The following is a 16104-nucleotide window of genomic DNA, read 5'->3' as shown; positions in this document are numbered from 1 at the left end:
ACTTACTCGTCGGCCAGGCGGTGCTGTGAATCCTGAGGCGTAAGTGAAAAGGGTAGACGCCAATGGTGGTACCGATCGGGATTCCGGTGCTGCTGTCAAGACCCCGAAAACGCCGAAAAAATACGAAATTCGACTTGTCCGGGGGGGTCGGGACGCGCTCCGGACCGTGCGCGCAACCTTCTCGAAACCCCGGGACCCCGACCGCGGAACACCGCGCCGCGCCGCGCCGGTCCCGGCGCCCCTCGGCCCCGCACGGCCGGCGGGCGTCCGTGCCACCCGCACGGATCCGTGTACGCCCGGCCGCGATCGTGTGTCCGGCGGACGACGCTCCCGGGGCCCGGGGCCCGCCGCCGTCCCGCGCTCGGCACCCGCACCGCCCCCGCCCGGGCCCGTGTCCGCACGGCCGCGGCCGTGCGTCCCGCGGACCACCCGCCCGTGCGCCCCGGCGCCCGGGGCACCGGCCCTCCGTGTCCGCGCGGCCAGGACTCCCCCGGCCCCGCCGGTCGCCGTCCGGGACCGGGCCCTGCCCGGCCCGGGCGGTCAGGAGGCGGTGTCGCCGAACTCCTCGCTCGCGTCCGCCAGGATGGCCAGGACCGCGATCGGGTCCGGCAGGACCACCGACCCCCCGCCGTCGCGCGGGGTGCGGATCCAGCTCACCTGTCCCCCGCCGGGCAGCCGGGACGGCGCGCCCAGGACGAAGCTGTCCCGGCAGTGCCAGCGCAGGCCCGGCATCTCCTCGACCGCCTCCGGTACGCAGTCCAGGTGGCAGGACCACCACTCGTCCTCGTCCACCGGCGACCGGGTCGCCACGAAGAACAGGTACCGCGACCCCAGCGCCGCGACCGGGCCCGCGGGGACGCCGGCCCGGCCCATGCGCGCCAGCGCCATCACCCCGGCCTCGCGCGGCACGTCGAAGACGTCGAACACCCGCCCCGTCGGCAGGATCACGTTGGCCTCGGGGTCGGCCGCCCACCACCGGCGGATCGTGTCGGTGTCGGTGCTGGCCTCCACCCCCCAGGCCATGGTCGCCGGATGGGCCGCCGGGTCCGGACAGCCCAGCCGCTCGCAGTTGCAGGCGCGGTCCTCTCCCGGTGCGGCGCCCCGCACCACGGGCCAGCCCAGCGCCGCGTAGCCCAGCGCGGCGTCGACCATGCCGTCCATCGCCGGACGCCGCTTCCGTCGGTACAACACATCGGCCATGGAGCCCTCCCCGGTGTTCTCGATGTTCCAGGCGCGGTCCTCGGTTCGGGACCCGCACCCGGCGACCGCGACCGGGGGACGGGCCGGTCGTGCTACCGGAGCAGGCGGGCCGCCTCGGTCGCCCAGTACGTGAGGACCTGCTCGGCCCCCGCGCGCCGGTAGGAGGTGAGGGTCTCCAGGATCGCCCGCTCGCGGTCGATCCACCCGCGCTCCGCCGCCGCCTCGATCATCGCGTACTCACCGCTGACCTGATAGGCCGACACGGGCACCGGGGAGGCCTCGGCGACCTTGGCGACGATGTCGAGGTAGGCCAGTCCGGGTTTGACCATCACCATGTCCGCACCCTCGGCGACGTCCAGGGCGACCTCGCGCAGCGCCTCCCGGGCGTTGGCCGGGTCCTGCTGGTAGCCGGACCGGTCCCCGAACTGCGGGGCCCCCTCGGCGGCCTCCCGGAAGGGGCCGTAGAACGAGGACGCGTACTTGGCCGCGTAGGCCAGGATCGGCACCCGGGCGAACCCGGCCCGGTCCAGCCCCGCACGGATCGCCGCGACCTGGCCGTCCATCATGCCGCTGGGCGCCACCACGGCGGCGCCCGCCTCGGCCTGGGCGGCGGCGATGGACGCGTACCGCTCCAGGGTGAGGTCGTTGTCCACGTGCCCGCCGGTCTCCAGCGGTCCGCAGTGGCCGTGCGAGGTGTACTCGCACAGGCACAGGTCGGCCATCACCACCAGGGCGTCGCCCACGTCCTTGGCCAGGTCGCGCAGCGCCTCCTGGACGATCCCGTGCGGGTCGTCGGCGGCCGACCCGCGCTCGTCCTTGTGCGCGGGGATGCCGAACAGCATGACGCCGCCGACCCCGGCCTCGGCCGCCTCGTGGGCGGCCCGGCGCAGGCTGTCGCGGGTGTGCTGGTACTGGCCGGGCATGGAGGAGATGGCGACCGGCTCGTCGATCCCCTCCTTGACGAACATCGGCAGGACCAGGTTCTCCGGCAGCACCCGGGTCTCGGCGACCAGGCGCCGCAGCGCCGGGCCCCGGCGCAGGCGGCGCGGCCGGGCGGCGGGATAGGCCGCTTCGCGACCGGTGGTGTCCATGGGTACTCCTGAAGAGGGCGGGTTCCTGCGGGGTGGTCTCGGATCAGAGCTTGCGGCGGCGGCCGCGGCGCTTCTGGCTCGGCTTGAGGACGGGCTTGCCCGCCTCGACCGCCTCGGCGCGCTTGGCGGCACCGTACTCCGAAAGCGCCTCCACGAGGGCCGAAACGGAGGCTTTGGGTGCCACGACGTCGACGCGCAGCCCGAACTCGACTGCGGTCTTCTCGGTCTCGGGGCCGATCACGGCGATGACGGTGGTGTTGTGCGGCTTGCCCGCGATCCCCACCAGGTTGCGCACCGTGGAGGAGGACGTGAACAGCACCGCGTCGAAACCGCCGCCCTTGATCGCCTCCCGGACCGGGGCGGGCGGCGGCGCCGCCCGGACGGTCCGGTAGGCGGTGACGTCGTCGATCTCCCAGCCCAGGTCGGTGAGCCCGGCGGCGAGGGTCTCGGTGGCGATGTCGGCGCGCGGCAGCAGCACCCGCTCGATGGGGTCGATCTCGGCGTCGTAGGGCGGCCACACCGACACCAGTCCGGCGCTGGACTGGGCGTCCTCGGGCGGGGCGAGGTCGGGCTGGATGCCGAACTCGCGGACGGCGCGGGCCGTGGCCTCGCCGACGACGGCGACCTTGACCCCGGCGAACGCGCGCGCGTCCAGACCGTAGGACTCCAGCCGCTCGCGGATCGCCCTGACCGCGTTGACGGAGGTGAACACCACCCACTGGTAGCGGCCGGTGACCAGGCCGCGCACGGCGCGCTCCATCTGCTGCGGGGTGCGCGGCGGCTCCACCGAGATGGTGGGCACCTCCTCGGGCACCGCCCCGTGGTCGCGCAGCTGCTCGGAGAGGGCGGCGGCCTGCTCCTTGGTGCGGGGCACCAGCACCCGCCAGCCGAACAGCGGGCGGCTCTCGTACCAGGACAGCTCGCTGTGGCGGGCGGCGGGCGCGCCGACGATCATCATCGCGGGGGCGGTGAGGTGGTGGCCCTTGGCGTCCTTGGCCTTGAGCTCGGCGACCAGCCGGCCCAGGGTGGAGGCCACGGTGGTCTGGCGGGTGGTGCCCCCGGCGCGGACGACGGCGACCGGGGTGGTGGCGGGCCGCCCCCCGGCGATGAGGGTCTTGCACAGCACGTCGAAGCCGGGTCCCTGGAACTCGGCGGGCTCCTCGAGGGGGGCGTCGCCGCCCAGGATCACCAGGGGCGCGTCGCCGGCGGCGGCCTCGTGCCAGTCCACCTCGGCGCCGCGGACACGGGCGTTGAGGATGCGCACCTCGGGGGTGCCGTGGCCCATCAGCGGGATGCCCGCGAAGGTGGGGACGGCCGTGAGGGAGGAGACGCCGGGGGCGACCTCCGCCTCCAGGCCCGCCTCCCGGCAGGCCAGGACGAGGTCGGCGCCGCGGCAGCCGAAGAACGGGTCGCCGGAGAAGAGCCGCACCACCCGCAGGCCCTCGCGGGCCCGGGCCACGGCGAAGGTGTTGACGTCGCCGATGTCCTCGGCCCGGACGGTGGTGACGTCCTCGCGGCAGTGGGTGAGGAGCTCCTCGCGAAAACCCGCCAGCTCCTCGGCCGCGGGCTCGCGCGGGGTGATGACCACGTCGGCGTCGCGGAGCAGCTCGGCGCCGCGCAGGGTCAGCAGGTCGGCCCCGCCCGGCCCGGCACCGACCAGGGCGACGTGCCCGGGCCGGGCGACTGCGCGCTGCTCCTCCGGCGGAGGAGAGGGGTTGGCGTTGGCGTTCACGTGACTCCCTGTGTTGCCGCTGGTCTGGGGTGCCGCGCACCGGGGTGCGGTGGCCGGGGCGCGGGCGGGACCGGCGGGCCGTGCCCGCCGGCGGGCTCTGGCTCAGGACTCGGTCGGGGCTTCCCTCTCGGCGAAGGCCGCGGCGACGATGCGGTCGGCGCCGTCGGCGATCATGGCGCGGGCCAGGTCGCGGCCCAGGGCGGCGGCACCGTCCACGTCGGTGTCGCCCCCGACGGCGGCGACGCGTTCGCCGCGCACCGACTCGGAGCCGTCGGTGGCCACGACCGCGGCGCGCAGCCGCAGCTCGCCGCGGTCGGCGTCGTAGAGCGCGTGGGCGCCGACCGGCGCCGCGCAGCCCGCTTCGAGCTCGGCCAGGACGGTGCGCTCGGCGACGACCGCGATCCGGGTGGCCGGGTGGTCCACGCTGGAGAGGTAGGCCAGGTCCTCCCGGCTGCGCTCGGTGCGGCACTCGACGGCCAGGGCGCCCTGGCCGGGGGCGGGCAGCACCTGCTCGGGGTCGAACACGTCGGTGACGTCGGCCATGCGGCCGACCCGGACCAGTCCGGCGTAGGCCAGGACGACGGCGTCGAGCTCGCCGGAGGAGACCTTGCCCAGGCGGGTCTCGGCGTTGCCGCGGATCGGCACGTACACCAGGTCGGGGCGCAGGGCGGCGAGCTGGGCGACGCGGCGCGGCGAGCCGGTGCCGATCCTGGCGCCCGCGGGCAGGTCGGCGAACTTCAGCCCGTCGCGGGCGCACAGCGCGTCGCGCGGGTCGTCGCGCTCGGGGATGGCGGCCAGGACCAGGCCCTCCGCGGGGGTGGTGGGCAGGTCCTTGAGGGAGTGGACGGCGAAGTCCACGCTGCCGGCCGTGAGCTCGTCGCGCAGGGCGTTGACGAACACGCCGGTGCCGCCGAGCTGCGTCAGGTGGGCCTTGGTGACGTCGCCGAAGCTGGTGACCAGCACCAGTTCGATGGCCTGTCCCGTGCGCTCGGTGATGGCGTCGGCGACCATCTGGGACTGGCTGGTGGCCATGGTGCTGCGGCGGGTGGCGAGCCGGGCGGGCCCGGTGGTGGCGGTCATGCCTTCTCCTGGGCGGGGCGAGCCGCCGTGGTCGTGGTGTCGAGGTCGAACAGTTCCCGCAGGGCCGCCTCGTAGGACTCCCCGTCCGGGGCGGCGGCCAGTTCCTTGACGCGCACAGTGGGTCTGTGCAGGAGCTTGTCCGCGACGCGGCGCATGGCCCGGGTGATCTCCTCGCGGGTGCGGTCGTCCAGGTCCTCGGGCAGCCGCCCGTGCAGGCGGTCGAGCTCGGCCTCCACCACGTCGCGGGCCTGGGCGCGCAGGGCGACGACGGTGGGGGCGACCTGGGCGGCCCTGCGGACGGTGCGGAACTCGGCGACCTCCTCGTCCACGATGCCGCGGACGAGTTCCAGGGCGCCGCCGCGGCCGGCGCCGGTGCCGCCGCCGTGGGAGGCGGCCCGGCGCAGGTCCTCGATGTCGACGAGGTGAACCTGCGGCAGGTCGCGCACGGCCTGGTCGATGTCGTGGGGCAGGGCGAGGTCGAGGAAGACCAGGGGGCGGGTGCGGCCGGAGGTGGCGGCGGCGACCGCTTCGGCGGGCAGCACCAGGCCCTGGGCGCCGGTGCAGGAGACGACCAGGTCGACACCGGGGAGGGTGTCGGCGGCGTCCGCGAAGGGGACGGAGCGGGCGGTGACGCCCTCGTAGGCCTCGGTGAGGCACTCGGCGAGGCGGTCGGCGCGCTCACGGGTGCGGTTGGCCACGATGACGGCGGCGGCGCCCTGGCGGGCGACGGTGTTGGCGGACAGCGCGCTCATGGAGCCCGCGCCCAGGATGAGGACGCGCATCCCGGCCAGGGGCCCGGCGGTGGCGCGGGCGAGGCCCGGGGCGTCCGCGGTGTCGCCCCCCGCGGTGGACATGGGGCAGCCGGCCGGGGGGGTGGCGCCGATCGCCTGGACGGTGCGGTCGGCGGTCAGCTCCCCGCCGCCGGTGGGCCCGGTGCCCAGTCTGCGCAGGGCGACGGTGAGGCCGAAGCTCACCATGTCGGCCCCCGCGTGGTCGAGGTGGGTCTCGGTGTGGGCGCGCTTGCCCACGCGCAGGGCGCGCTGGCCCAGGTCGTTCAGGACGCGGCCGACGGAGCCGGTCTCCTGCCCGGCCTTGAGCGCGTCGCGGACCTGGCCGAGGATCTGGCCCTCGCCGAGCACCATGGAGTCGAGGCCGCAGGTGACGGAGAACAGGTGCTGGACGGCACGGTCCTCGTAGTGGACGTACATGTGCTCGGAGAGCTCGCCCAGGGGGACGCCGGTGTGCCAGGACAGCATCTCGGTCACGGCGGCGACACCGCCGTGGAAGGCGTCGACGTCGGCGTAGATCTCCGTCCGGTTGCAGGTGGAGACCACCATGACCTCGTTGACGGACTCCGTGCCGAGCATCTCCTCGACGGCCTTGGCGCGGGTCTCCCCGTTCAGCGCGACACGCTCCAGGAGCGCCACCGGTGAACTCCGGTGGCTCAACCCCACGGCCAGGACACTCATCCGCATTCTCCTACTGCAGGCACCACATCAGCGTCTCTTCATGCTCCGGCAGGGTCCGCGCCCGGTGCGGGCGACCCCCCGAAAGCGCGGCGTACGCTCGCTCACCGCCGCCGCTCATGCAGGCCTCGCGACCCGTGTCCGCGGGACCCGGCGGCCCCGCGGCGTGTTCATGTCAGTTCCAGTCCCGCCGGTTCCGCGCCGCGGCCCCCGTCGCCGTTGCGGCGCTGCGCGTGGAAGGCGAGGATCTGGAGTTCGATGGACAAGTCGACCTTACGCACATCGACCCCGTCCGGCACATTCAGCACGACGGGGGCGAAGTTGAGGATGCTGCCCACCCCCGCCTCGACGAAGCGGGTCGCGACCGCCTGCGCGGCGGCGGCCGGCGTGGTGATCACCCCTATGGAGACACCCTTGTCCCGGACAACCTCTTCCAGGGTGTCAATATGCCCCACGTCCAGTGAGGCGACGCGCCGCCCCACCATGGCGGTGTCGGCGTCCAGCAGGGCCGCGATGCGGAACCCGCGGGTCCCGAACCCCCCGTAGTTGGCCAGGGCGCGGCCCAGGTTGCCTATGCCGACGATGGCCACGGCCCAGTCCTGGGTGAGACCAAGTTCACGCGAGATCTGGTACACGAGGTACTCGACCTCGTAGCCGACCCCTCGCGTTCCGTAGGACCCCAGGTGGGAGAGGTCCTTGCGGAGCTTGGCGGAGTTCACACCGGCGGCCGACGCGAGGTCCTCCGACGACACGGTGAGGGTGCCCCGGTCCTGGAGCGTCTGCAGGGTGCGCAGGTAGACGGGGAGCCGGGCGACGGTGGCCTCCGGGATTCCCCTCTCCCGGGGCCTGGGCGGACGACTGGTCACGGGCGGGCTGCTCCTGAGGGCTGTCGTGCGGGCGCGGGCCGGGGCCGGGACCGCGCCCCCGGAGGGTCGTCGGACGCCCCGAGGGCGTGTTCGGCTCCCCGGGCCGGCGCGGGCGCCGGGCCGGACGGGGGCTTCCACCGAACACGCCCTAGGTTACGCGCTTGTGAAAGCACGCACAAAGTGGGGTCGGTTGTGACGCCGCGCTCATAAGTTCCCAGCCGCGGCGGCGCCCCGGCGCACCGCGGGACGCCGGGGCGGGGCGGCCCCGCACTCCCCGCACGCGGAAAGGGGACCGATGGGACATGGTGTTATCCCTGTCCCCCGATGACCGATCCGGCACCGGAAAGAAGCGAATGGGAAACCCGTTCACACGGGCCCCGGATTCGCCGCGCAACGGTGCGGCGGAATGATTTCGAAGCGGTTCAGGAGTTCAGCGCGGCACGCAGCCGGCCCTCGTCGACGCGCCAGAAATCGTGCCGGGCGCCGTCGACGAAGGTGACCGGGATCTTGTCCCAGTACTCCTCCCGGTCGGCGTCCGCGACCTCGTCCAGGGACACCTCGGCCCGGCTCGCACCCGCCTCGTCGGCCACCGCGCCGATCACCTTCCAGGCGTCCTCGCACAGGTGGCACCCCGGCCTGCCGAGCATCACCACGCGCGCGAGCCCCGCCCACGCAGGGGTTTCCGTCATGTTTCCTCCGGGTTCCACAAGCTTTTCGGGCACCTCACCCGCCCGCGAAGGGCGGTAGGACCTCGATCACAGTCCCATTCGTGACCGGAACGTCACCATGGGCCCGGCGGCCGACCGGCCGGTCGCCGACCAGGAACGACGAAACCCCGAGAACGCGCAGGAAGCGGTCGTCGGGATGGAGTCGGCGCGCCGCGTCGAGGGCCTCACCGAGAGTCGCCGCATCGACCGTGTCCTCGGCGATTCCCGCCGCGTCCTTGGCCGCGGCCCAGTACCTGATAGTGCACTTCGCCATCTGTTGATTATCCTTGGTGTAGCTCGGAGGCGACGTATTAAACAAATCTTCACCGGGGGCAATGGCGCCTTCGATCGCCCGCATAGCGCGGGGTGACGGGAAGAGACGCATGAGCCATCTGCTTCTGTTGACGAACTCCAACGAACCGTCCGATCACGTGCTGCCCGCTCTCGGACTCCTCCTGCACTCTGTGCGGGTGGCGCCCGCCGAGGCCGGCGCACTCCTGGCGTCCGGCGCCGGGTCCGGCTCCAGCGCACCTGTCGACGCCATTCTGGTCGACGCCCGTACCGACCTGGCGGCCGCCCGGAACTTCTGCCGCCTGCTGGACACCACCGGCCTGGACTGCCCGCTGCTGGTGGTGCTCACCGAGGGCGGCGTCGCCGCGCTCACCCCGGACTGGCAGGTGAACGACTTCATCCTCACCACCGCCGGCCCCGCCGAGGTGGAGGCCCGGCTCCGGCTGGCCGTCGGCGGCGCCGACGCGGGCACCGACGACCCGGACGAGATCCGCCGCGGCGACCTGGTCATCGACGAGGCCACCTACATCGCCCGGCTGCGCGGGCGCATCCTCGACCTCACCTTCAAGGAGTTCGAGCTGCTGAAGTTCCTGGCCCAGCACCCCGGGCGGGTGTTCACCCGGGCGCAGCTCCTCCAGGAGGTGTGGGGCTACGACTACTTCGGCGGCACCCGCACCATCGACGTCCACGTCCGGCGGCTGCGGGCCAAGCTGGGCTCGGAGTACGAGTCGCTGATCGGGACCGTGCGCAACGTGGGCTACCGGTTCGTGCCCGACCCCGTCAGCAAGGGGACGCAGGCGCCCGGGGCCGAGCAGGCGAAGTCCGGCGAGAGCGGCGGGGCGCTGCCCGCCGCGCGCAGCGAGGCCACCGCGGGCTGACCCGGTCGCCCCGCCCCTCCCGCACGCCGGGCGCCCCGCGGGGCGCCCGGCGCGGTGCGTTCCGGGCGGAGCGGGTCCGTGAGGGGTCCGGCCGGGGCGCGGACCCCCGGGGAACGCACCGTTACAGGACAAGAACGGTGCGGTACGGGACCTCGTGTTCGAGGCGGTCACGCCCTAAGATCTGTGGGGCACCCCCGGGGTACACGCCAGGCGCGGCACGGCTCCCCGACCAGGTGCGGACCACTGCATGGCGCGCGCCCGTGAGGAGTGAACCCGCCACGATGCCCACCAACGCCGCGAGCACCCCGCTCACCCTCCGACGTGTAGGTATCGCGCTCGGTACCGCTTTCGTCGGATCCACCCTGGTGGCGGTGGCCTCCCCCGTCGGCGCCGAGCCGACGGAGCCCGGCGAGCCGAGTGCGGAACCGGTCCCGGTCGCCTCGGTCGTCTTCGCCCGCGACGCGGACAGCGTCACGCCGGGCCGGCAGGCACCGCCCAACACGCTCACCGTGAGCAACATCGGCGACATCGACATCTGCGTGATCGGCATGCGGGTCACCGAGGGCTTCACCGCCGACGGCCTCGACGGCGGCCTGCTCGCCGCCGGCGCCGCGGACACCGTCGCGGTGACCGGGTCCCCCCGGCGGTCCACCGACGTGGTCGCCACGCTGACGTTCGCCGCCGCCGACCCCGAGACCGGCTGCACCGTGCCCCCGGCCGACGTGCACACCCTCTCCTCCGGGGTCTGGGCGGTCACCGTCACCAGGCCCGTTCCGTCCCCCACGCCCACCCCGACCCCCTCGCCCTCGGAACCGCCGAGCGAATCCCCCTCTCCGAGCCCGAGCGGTCGGCCCACCCCGTCGGCCACCCCCACCGAGGACCGGGGGACCCCCCGGCCCACCCCCCGGCCCTCGGCCACCGGCACCCCCGGCCCCTCGAACGGCGCCACGTCCCGCCCCTCCTCGACGAGCACCCCGCAGACGCCGGGCGCCCCGCAGAGCACCGTGAGCGACGCGCCCACCACCGGTGCGAACATCCCCACGCTGCCCCGGGACGAGGCGGCACTGCCCGACGTGCTGCCCGGCGAGGACCTGGCGACCCTGCCGCTGGCCACACCGACCGAGACCGACGACGGCGCCGCCGCCGAGACCGAGGTGGCCGCCGAGCACACCGACATGGGACCGAACATGGCCCCCGCGGTACTGCTGGCGGCCTTCCTGCTCACCCTGCTGCTGGCCGCCCCGCTGGCCCCCACCCGCCGGGTCCGCCCCGGCCCGGGCGGCTACCAGGGACGGCGCCGCAAGGGCTGACGTCCGCCGCCGTGCCCCGGTCCCGCCGCCGCGGGGCCGGGGCACGGCCGTGTCCGGGTCCCGACGGCCCGGACACCGGGGCGCACGGGTCCGGCCCGGTGTCCAGAGGCGCCGGACCCGCCCGGGCGGCACGCGCATCGCCCACGGGCGAGGCCAACGGAACCTTTCCGGGCCCGCCGTCGTAGGCTTTCGGTCCATGAGCACCCCGCTGGTCACCGACGACCTGGCGGCCGGACCGGCCGACCAGGTGCTGACGCTCGCCGAGGCCGCCCGCAGAGCCGACGGCGCCGCACCCCTGTCCGAGCACACCCTGCTGCGCGTCCGCCACGGCGCGCCCTCCGGCAGCGCGCGCTTCCACGTGGTCTCCGAGGGCGGCCGCGTCGTGGGCTTCGCCTTCGTCGAGCGCGGCGAGGGGGAGCCCGACTCCGGCGAGGTCGTCGTCGACCCCGCCCACCGGGGGCGCGGGCACGGCACCGCCCTGCTGCACTCGGTCCACCGGGACGCCGGACCCGGAGGGGTCCGCGTCTGGGCGCACGGCCGCACCCCGCAGGCGGTGGCGGTCGCCGAGCAGGACGGCTGGCGGGCCGTCCGCGAGCTCCACAAGATGCGCATGCCGCTGCGCGACCTCGCCGCGGACGAACCGGGCGGGCCGCGGACCGCGCCGGTGCTGCCCGAACCCGTGCTCCGGCCGGAGGTCTCCGACCTGGTGCAGGTGCGCGCGTTCGTCGTCGGCCAGGACGAGCAGGCGTGGCTCGACACCAACGCCCGCGCCTTCGCCCACCACCCCGAGCAGGGCAGGCTCACCCTGGACGACCTGCTCCAGCGGGAGGTCGAGGACTGGTTCGACCCGCACGGGTTCTTCCTGGCCACCGCCAAGGACGGGCGGATCGCCGCGTTCCACTGGACCAAGGTGCACGCCGACGGCGCCGGGCTGACCGACGGCGAGCCCGTCGGCGAGGTGTACGCGGTGGGCGTGGACCCCGACTGGCAGGGCACCGGCCTGGGCCGGGCGCTCACCCTGAAGGGCCTGCTGTACCTGCGCGACGCCGGGCTGCCCTGGGTCCACCTGTACGTGGACGGGGACAACGAGGCGGCCGTGCGGCTGTACACGTCGCTGGGCTTCGAGATCTGGGACACCGATGTGATGTACGCACCGCCCGAGAGACCTCCGGGCGACGTGTGAGGGGAGGCGGCGGGCCGGGGGCCTGCGGAGGAACACGTGTGGACGAACCGCTCCTACGTGCCGCTTCTCACATTAACCGGCCAAACCCTTGGCCGCCACGGGAGTGCGACATCCCGTTCATCTCTCGTTCACCTTCCCTGGGACAACTGGTCACCTAGCGGGCCTACCTTCGCATTCGGCGCATCGCGACCTCACTGCGTTCGGCGGTCGCGGCGGCCTTCCGCGGGGCGACCCCCGGGAAGGACACCCGAACCCGACAAGGGTCCGGAGCCCACCCGCAGGGGGCTGGTGGGCAGCGCTGAACCCTTCCGAACCGGAGCCGATACATGACGACGACGGACGCGCCCACGGTGGCACCGCCGCCCAGGGGCAAGCGCCGGATCGGCGATGCCGCTTTCGCCGGGCTCGCCCGGGGCTCGGGCATCCTGATCCTCGTGATCCTCGCCGGGGTCGCCGCCTTCCTGATCGTTCAGGCCTGGCCGTCGCTGAGCGCGAACACCGCGAACTTCCTCACCGAACAGGCCTGGGACGCCAACGTCCGCGAGAACCCCGCCTTCGGCGTCGGGGCCCTGGCGTTCGGCACCGTCCTGGCCGCCGCGATCGCCCTGCTGCTGGCCACCCCGGTCGCCATCGGCATCGCGCTGTTCATCGTCTACTACGCGCCGCGCCGGCTCGCCGCCCTGCTGGGCTACCTGGTGGACCTGCTCGCCGCGATCCCCAGCGTCGTCTACGGCCTGTGGGGCATCGGGTTCCTCGCCCCCCAGCTGGTCCCCGTCTACGAGGGGCTGGCCCGCAACCTCGGCTGGATCCCGCTCTTCGCCGGGCCCGCCTCCACCTCCGCCCGCACCATCCTCACCGCCGGCATCGTGCTCGCCGTGATGATCCTGCCGATCATCACCGCCATGTCCCGCGACGTGTTCCACCAGGTCCCGCAGGGGCACCGGGAGGCCGCCCTGGCCATGGGCGCCACCCGCTGGGAGATGATCCGGCTGGCCGTCCTGCCCTTCGGCAGGTCCGGCATCGTCGGCGGCGCCATGCTCGGCATGGGCCGCGCCCTGGGCGAGACCATGGCCGTCGCCATGATCCTCTCCCCGTCCCTGGCCATCTCCTGGAACCTGATCCAGAGCGGCAACCAGACCATCGCCGGGCACATCGCGCTCCAGTACCCCGAGGCCACCGGCTACGGCGTGTCCGCGCTGATCGCCGCCGGCCTGGTGCTGTTCGCGATCACCCTGGTCGTCAACATGGGCGCCCGCTACATCGTGGCGCGCGGCAGCAAGGAGTCCCGATGAGCCTGACGACCGCTCAGCCCGCCGGCCCCGGCACCCCCCGCCGCGACCTGCGCAACGGCTCGCTGCCCCGCTACTTCCCGCCCGTCCTGCTGGCCTCCTCGGCCGCCGTGGTCGCGGGCGTCCTGCTGGCCTTCTCCTCCTTCGGGTTCGCCCTGTGGGGCCTGCTCACCGCCCTCGCCTACACGGTGATCGCGGTGGCGGCCTCCGCGCGGGTCGAAGGCGGCCGCAAGGCCAAGGACCGCCTGGTCACCGCCGTCGTCTACGGATGCTTCGCCCTGGCGCTGCTGCCGCTGGTGTCGGTGCTGTGGACGGTGCTCGGCAACGGCCTGGCCCGGTTCGACGGGTACTTCCTGACGGTGTCCATGAACGGCGTCCTGCCGAGCATGGACGCGGGCGGCGCCTACCACGCGGTCGTCGGGACCCTGGCCATCACCGGCATGGCCACGCTCATCTCGGTGCCGATCGGTGTGATGACCGCCGTGTACCTGGTGGAGTACGCGCGCGGGCGGATGAAGCGCACCATCATGTTCTTCGTCGACGTCATGACGGGCATCCCGTCCATCGTCGCCGGGCTGTTCGTGGTGGCCCTCTGGATGATCCTCTTCGGCCCCGGCCAGACCAACGGCGCGGCCGGCGCGATCTCGCTCGCCGTGCTGATGATCCCGGTCGTGGTGCGCTCCAGCGAGGAGATGCTCCGCCTGGTCCCCCAGGACCTGCGCGAGGCGTCCTACGCGCTGGGCGTGCCCAAGTGGCGGACCATCACCAAGGTGGTGCTGCCCACGTCGGCCGCCGGACTGACCACCGGAATCATGCTCGCCATCGCGCGCGTTATCGGTGAGACGGCGCCGTTGATCCTCACCGCGGGGTCCTCGGCGGTGTCGATCAACTGGAACCTGTTCGACGGGCAGATGATGAGCCTTCCCGTGTTCATCTACTCGCAGGTCCGCATGGGCGGCGCGGTCAACTACGAGAGGGCCTGGGCGGCGGCGCTGACGCTCATCCTCGTGGTGATGCTGCTCTTCTTCCTGGCCCGCATAATCGGCCGCCTGTTCGCGCCGAAGTCCCGCTAGCCCGCCTACCCGGTAATCACGAGGAACATCCAGTGGCGAAACGAATCGACGTCTCCGGACTCCACGTCTACTACGGCGACTTCCTCGCCGTCGAGGACGTGTCAATGACCATCGAGCCGCGTTCGGTGACGGCGTTCATCGGGTCCTCCGGCTGCGGCAAGTCCACCTTCCTGCGCACCCTCAACCGGATGCACGAGGTCACCCCGGGCGCCCGCGCCGAGGGCAAGGTGCTCCTGGACGACATGGACATCTACGCCCCGGACGTGGACCCCGTGCTGGTCCGCAGCGAGGTCGGGATGGTGTTCCAGAAGGCCAACCCCTTCCCCACCATGTCGATCTACGACAACGTGCTCGCGGGGGCGCGCCTCAACAACAGGCGGATGAGCAAGGCGGCCGCCGACGACCTGGTCGAGGAGTCGCTGCGCGGCGCCAACCTGTGGGAGGAGGTCAAGGACCGGCTGAACAAGCCCGGTTCGGGGCTCTCCGGCGGCCAGCAGCAGCGCCTGTGCATCGCGCGCGCCACCGCCGTCAAGCCCTCCGTGCTGCTCATGGACGAGCCCTGCTCGGCGCTGGACCCGATCTCGACGCTGGCGATCGAGGACCTCATTCACAAGCTGAAGGAGGACTACACGATCGTGATCGTCACCCACAACATGCAGCAGGCGGCCCGAGTGTCGGACCGCACGGCGTTCTTCAACCTGTCGGCGCCCGGCAAGCCGGGGAAGCTGGTCGAGATGGGCGAGACGAACAAGATCTTCACCCGGCCCGACAAGAAGGACACCGAGAACTACATCACCGGCCGCTTCGGCTAGACCGTGTTTTTCGAACCTCCGCTCCGCTTCGGTCCACGTTCGGCGCCCCCGGAAGGCGGGAACCCCCGGCCCCACGGGAACGTCCTCGTTCCCCGGACATCCCCTCCGGGCCTGCCGAACCCCGCCGGCGCCTCACACACACCCCCCGCGGAACAGGACGGCACTCAAAAAACAGACCCCAGGCGCGGCCCACCGCGCCGCCGACGGCCTCCGCTCCGGACGGACCGCCCGGCGGCGTCCGCTCTCCCGAGGGGGTCCGTTCCACGGGCCCCCTTTCGCGCTGCGGAGAATCCCGCGCGTCCGGTCCCCCGGAACGCCGTCCCGTCGGCCCCGGAGCCGAGGGCCGTCCCGCAACCGGTCCGTGGCGGCACGGGAGCGGCCGGCCGGGACCGCGTCCCGGCGCCCCTTTCCGGGTGGACACCGGCCCCGGTCCGCCCCCGCGACCGCATGACACGGCAGCGGACAGCAGGGGCCTCCTCCTGGCAACGTGCGGACCCGCCCCCGAGGGGACGGGCAGAGCCCCTGTTACTCTGCGCCGATGTCAACGATCAAACAGTTCCAGGTGACCTTCGACTGCGCGGAACCCGCGCGCCTCGCCGATTTCTGGTGCGAGGTGCTGGGGTACGTCGTACCGGCGGTCCCGGAGGGCTTCGCCACGTGGGAGGAGTACCACCGCTCGCTGCCGCCCGGGGACGAGGTCTACTTCGCGTGCACCGACCCCACCGGTGTGGCTCCGCGCCTGCTCTTCCAGCGGGTCCCCGAGGGCAAGGTCGTCAAGAACCGGGTGCACCTGTGCGTGCGGACCGGTGCCGGGCTGGTGGGTGACGAGCGCCTGACCGTACTCGAGGCCGAATGCGCACGGCTGACGGCTCTGGGCGGGAAGCACGTGCTGACGCAGCGCGCCGACGGCGTCAACGAGTCGTGCATCACGATGCAGGACATCGAGGGCAACGAGTTCTGCCTCTCCTGAACCCCCTCCGGGACCGCGGGGTCGGGGGCAGTCCCCCGTGGACCTCCCGGGTCCCGCATACGGCAGGGGCCGTTCCGTGAGAGCGGGGCCGTGCGGGCGGGCGGTGTCGGGCGGGCGGTGTCGGGCGCGGCGTGGTGGACGCCGTCGCCGCGCAGG

At 73.6% G+C, this 16104-nt stretch carries 15 protein-coding genes; 7 read left to right on the top strand and 8 right to left on the bottom strand.

All coding sequences use genetic code 11. The annotated features are described in order from the left end of the window. Positions 1-540: 540 nt before the first annotated feature. From ACSUPR_RS18540 to ACSUPR_RS18505, 8 genes are all read right to left on the bottom strand, one after another. Complete coding sequence (locus tag ACSUPR_RS18540; protein WP_436885925.1) at positions 541-1200, bottom strand: bifunctional DNA primase/polymerase; 660 nt, start codon at positions 1198-1200, stop codon at positions 541-543. Between the two features lie 92 nt (positions 1201-1292). Beyond that, positions 1293-2291, bottom strand: a complete 999-nt coding sequence (gene hemB, locus ACSUPR_RS18535) for a porphobilinogen synthase (protein ID WP_436885924.1) — start codon at positions 2289-2291, stop codon at positions 1293-1295. Between the two features lie 43 nt (positions 2292-2334). Beyond that, on the bottom strand, positions 2335-4023 hold the full coding sequence (locus ACSUPR_RS18530; RefSeq protein WP_436885922.1) for a uroporphyrinogen-III synthase: 1689 nt from the start codon (positions 4021-4023) through the stop codon (positions 2335-2337). 102 nt (positions 4024-4125) lie between these two features. Continuing rightward, complete coding sequence (gene hemC / locus ACSUPR_RS18525; protein ID WP_436885920.1) at positions 4126-5103, bottom strand: hydroxymethylbilane synthase; 978 nt, start codon at positions 5101-5103, stop codon at positions 4126-4128. Next, positions 5100-6572: a glutamyl-tRNA reductase gene (locus tag ACSUPR_RS18520; protein WP_436885919.1), complete on the bottom strand. Its 1473-nt coding sequence runs from the start codon at positions 6570-6572 to the stop codon at positions 5100-5102. The genes hemC and ACSUPR_RS18520 overlap by 4 nt, the downstream gene beginning before the upstream one ends. A 167-nt stretch (positions 6573-6739) precedes the next feature. Then, complete coding sequence (locus tag ACSUPR_RS18515) at positions 6740-7435, bottom strand: redox-sensing transcriptional repressor Rex (protein WP_436885917.1); 696 nt, start codon at positions 7433-7435, stop codon at positions 6740-6742. Positions 7436-7857: 422 nt separating this feature from the next. Next, positions 7858-8124 (bottom strand): glutaredoxin family protein, encoded by a 267-nt coding sequence (locus tag ACSUPR_RS18510; RefSeq protein ID WP_436885915.1) that lies wholly within the window; start codon positions 8122-8124, stop codon positions 7858-7860. Between the two features lie 34 nt (positions 8125-8158). Further along, positions 8159-8416, bottom strand: a complete 258-nt coding sequence (locus tag ACSUPR_RS18505; protein WP_436892052.1) for a MoaD/ThiS family protein — start codon at positions 8414-8416, stop codon at positions 8159-8161. Between the two features lie 109 nt (positions 8417-8525). On the opposite strand from ACSUPR_RS18505, the gene ACSUPR_RS18500 reads away from it, so the two are divergent. The 7 genes from ACSUPR_RS18500 to ACSUPR_RS18470 all read left to right on the top strand — a co-directional run bounded on the left by ACSUPR_RS18500 (position 8526) and on the right by ACSUPR_RS18470 (position 15948). Next, complete coding sequence (locus ACSUPR_RS18500; protein WP_436885913.1) at positions 8526-9311, top strand: winged helix-turn-helix transcriptional regulator; 786 nt, start codon at positions 8526-8528, stop codon at positions 9309-9311. Between the two features lie 281 nt (positions 9312-9592). Then, a complete protein-coding gene (locus ACSUPR_RS18495; RefSeq protein WP_436885912.1) occupies positions 9593-10621 on the top strand; it encodes a hypothetical protein in 1029 nt (342 codons plus the stop codon). Positions 10622-10817: 196 nt separating this feature from the next. After that, positions 10818-11804: a mycothiol synthase gene (gene mshD, locus ACSUPR_RS18490; protein ID WP_436885910.1), complete on the top strand. Its 987-nt coding sequence runs from the start codon at positions 10818-10820 to the stop codon at positions 11802-11804. A 326-nt stretch (positions 11805-12130) separates the two neighbouring features. Next, positions 12131-13096 (top strand): phosphate ABC transporter permease subunit PstC, encoded by a 966-nt coding sequence (pstC, locus tag ACSUPR_RS18485; RefSeq protein ID WP_436885908.1) that lies wholly within the window; start codon positions 12131-12133, stop codon positions 13094-13096. After that, the gene (pstA, locus tag ACSUPR_RS18480) at positions 13093-14166 is read left to right on the top strand and encodes a phosphate ABC transporter permease PstA (protein WP_436885906.1); all 1074 of its coding nucleotides are present in this window, start codon (positions 13093-13095) and stop codon (positions 14164-14166) included. Before pstC ends, pstA begins: the two co-directional genes overlap by 4 nt. A 32-nt stretch (positions 14167-14198) precedes the next feature. After that, complete coding sequence (gene pstB / locus ACSUPR_RS18475) at positions 14199-14978, top strand: phosphate ABC transporter ATP-binding protein PstB (protein ID WP_436885904.1); 780 nt, start codon at positions 14199-14201, stop codon at positions 14976-14978. Positions 14979-15516: 538 nt separating this feature from the next. Continuing rightward, positions 15517-15948 carry a VOC family protein gene (locus ACSUPR_RS18470; RefSeq protein ID WP_436885902.1) on the top strand — a complete coding sequence of 144 codons (432 nt, stop codon included), beginning with the start codon at positions 15517-15519 and terminating at the stop codon, positions 15946-15948. Positions 15949-16104: the final 156 nt, after the last annotated feature.

It is taken from the genome of Nocardiopsis dassonvillei, assembly GCF_964273065.1.
GTDB classification, from domain to species: domain Bacteria; phylum Actinomycetota; class Actinomycetes; order Streptosporangiales; family Streptosporangiaceae; genus Nocardiopsis; species Nocardiopsis dassonvillei_B.
The sequence above is the reverse complement of the archived record's forward strand: the minus strand, read 5'-3'. Positions and strand labels throughout refer to the sequence as shown.

Bases quoted from the DNA above. Each gene is read 5' to 3' on its own strand.
- ACSUPR_RS18540 (WP_436885925.1), bottom strand. From the start codon at position 1,200: ATGGCCGATGTGTTGTACCGACGGAAGCGGCGTCCGGCGATGGACGGC.
- hemB (WP_436885924.1), bottom strand. From the start codon at position 2,291: ATGGACACCACCGGTCGCGAAGCGGCCTATCCCGCCGCCCGGCCGCGC.
- hemC (WP_436885920.1), bottom strand. From the start codon at position 5,103: ATGACCGCCACCACCGGGCCCGCCCGGCTCGCCACCCGCCGCAGCACC.
- ACSUPR_RS18520 (WP_436885919.1), bottom strand. From the start codon at position 6,572: ATGAGTGTCCTGGCCGTGGGGTTGAGCCACCGGAGTTCACCGGTGGCG.
- ACSUPR_RS18510 (WP_436885915.1), bottom strand. From the start codon at position 8,124: ATGACGGAAACCCCTGCGTGGGCGGGGCTCGCGCGCGTGGTGATGCTC.
- ACSUPR_RS18505 (WP_436892052.1), bottom strand. From the start codon at position 8,416: ATGGCGAAGTGCACTATCAGGTACTGGGCCGCGGCCAAGGACGCGGCG.
- ACSUPR_RS18500 (WP_436885913.1), top strand. From the start codon at position 8,526: ATGAGCCATCTGCTTCTGTTGACGAACTCCAACGAACCGTCCGATCAC.
- ACSUPR_RS18495 (WP_436885912.1), top strand. From the start codon at position 9,593: ATGCCCACCAACGCCGCGAGCACCCCGCTCACCCTCCGACGTGTAGGT.
- mshD (WP_436885910.1), top strand. From the start codon at position 10,818: ATGAGCACCCCGCTGGTCACCGACGACCTGGCGGCCGGACCGGCCGAC.
- pstC (WP_436885908.1), top strand. From the start codon at position 12,131: ATGACGACGACGGACGCGCCCACGGTGGCACCGCCGCCCAGGGGCAAG.
- pstA (WP_436885906.1), top strand. From the start codon at position 13,093: ATGAGCCTGACGACCGCTCAGCCCGCCGGCCCCGGCACCCCCCGCCGC.
- ACSUPR_RS18470 (WP_436885902.1), top strand. From the start codon at position 15,517: ATGTCAACGATCAAACAGTTCCAGGTGACCTTCGACTGCGCGGAACCC.